This window comes from Arachnia propionica (genome assembly GCF_003859805.1).
Taxonomy (GTDB): domain Bacteria; phylum Actinomycetota; class Actinomycetes; order Propionibacteriales; family Propionibacteriaceae; genus Arachnia; species Arachnia propionica_C.
Genome location: NZ_RQZG01000042.1, coordinates 1 through 1,122 on the forward strand (window position 1 = coordinate 1; position 1,122 = coordinate 1,122).

The following is a 1,122-nucleotide window of genomic DNA, read 5'->3' on the forward strand; positions in this document are numbered from 1 at the left end:
ACCGGGTGGCATGCCAGTCACGCACCCAGGAAAGGATCGTCGAGACCTGACGTTCTGCCATCTCCGCCACCGTCTCGACATCCACCCGTCTGGACAACAACAAGATCGCTTCAGCCTTTGCCTGCATCAACTTGTGAGGGCCACCTCGTTTGTAGTCCTGCAGAATCCGAAACTCATCACCCGAGATCACGACATCATCCATGTCATCAACCCTAAACCACCAAGCACAGAAAAACCAGCGAACCACGAGAAAGAACAAGCAAACATCTCATGCTTCACAACGTCAGGTTTTGAATTAAGGGAGCTATGACTGATGTGGTGCGTGAGGCGTCTGAGGATCGGGATCAGTTCATGAACGATGTCTTCACAGGCTGTGTTGCAGGGCTTCGAGGACTCTGGGGGAAGGGCAAGGTGAAGCGGACCAAGGAGGATCAAGAGGCGCAGTGGGACACGCCCAACGGTTGCCATGTTCTCCTGAGGAATGGCTGGAAGTCCGTCACGTTCAGGCTTTATAGTCCTGAATTTTCTGAGGTTCTCAAGTCTTTGGGAGACATTTGAGTCAGGAGTGAGGTGAGGGACCAGGCTCGAAGGTACCTGAGGCGGACCCGTCCAGGTTGCCTTGACCGGTGCGGGTGAAGGCCCCGGACACCGATACTGCCCGAGGTCCGGGGGTGGAGGGAGCGAGGGGTCTTGAGGCTGGGGCTGGGAAGTCTCCTGATGCGCCAGAGGTGCAGCGTGCGCCTCAGGAGGCTGGCACGCGAGTCGCCGATGACGCGGTGGATGTGGATGCCCATAGGGCGCCAGAAGCCGGGGATGGAGCAGACGGCTCTGAGGCGCGGCACAGTTCCACCGAACCCGATGGTGGCGAGGCAACGGCTGCACGCGAAACCACCAGTGGTGAAGGTGCCGGAACGACCCCGGCGAGGGACCCGAATCAGTGGCCCGGTGAGGAACTTGCACCCGGAGCAGAACGTCGAGCTGTTCCCAAGGGAGACCGCGACTGGTGGTACGACGAGGACGGCTACCCCCACGAGAAGGGGGATCCGGACCCAGAGACCACCTTCCGTGGTGAGGGCGGAGACCTGCACAACAAGGAGGGTGGCCGGTATGCAAACGACCCCA

Annotated in this window: 2 protein-coding genes and 1 pseudogene; 2 read left to right on the top strand and 1 reads right to left on the bottom strand. The window is 59.8% G+C overall.

The genetic code is table 11. The features are described 5' to 3' along the window. Positions 1 to 202, bottom strand: a pseudogene (locus tag EII34_RS15685) (IS630 family transposase); the annotation flags it as partial. Between the two features lie 104 nt (positions 203 to 306). Here EII34_RS15685 and EII34_RS15690 point away from each other — a divergent pair. Then, positions 307 to 558: a DUF6301 family protein gene (locus tag EII34_RS15690; protein ID WP_124846105.1), complete on the top strand. Its 252-nt coding sequence runs from the start codon at positions 307 to 309 to the stop codon at positions 556 to 558. A gap of 68 nt (positions 559 to 626) precedes the next feature. Continuing rightward, positions 627 to 1,122, top strand: a 496-nt coding sequence (locus EII34_RS16370; RefSeq protein WP_221620330.1) for a hypothetical protein, incomplete at its 3' end; no start/stop codon positions are given.

What these genes read in the sequence shown, in the direction of transcription:
- EII34_RS15690 (WP_124846105.1), top strand. Translation starts at nt 307, where the DNA reads ATGACTGATGTGGTGCGTGAGGCGTCTGAGGATCGGGATCAGTTCATG.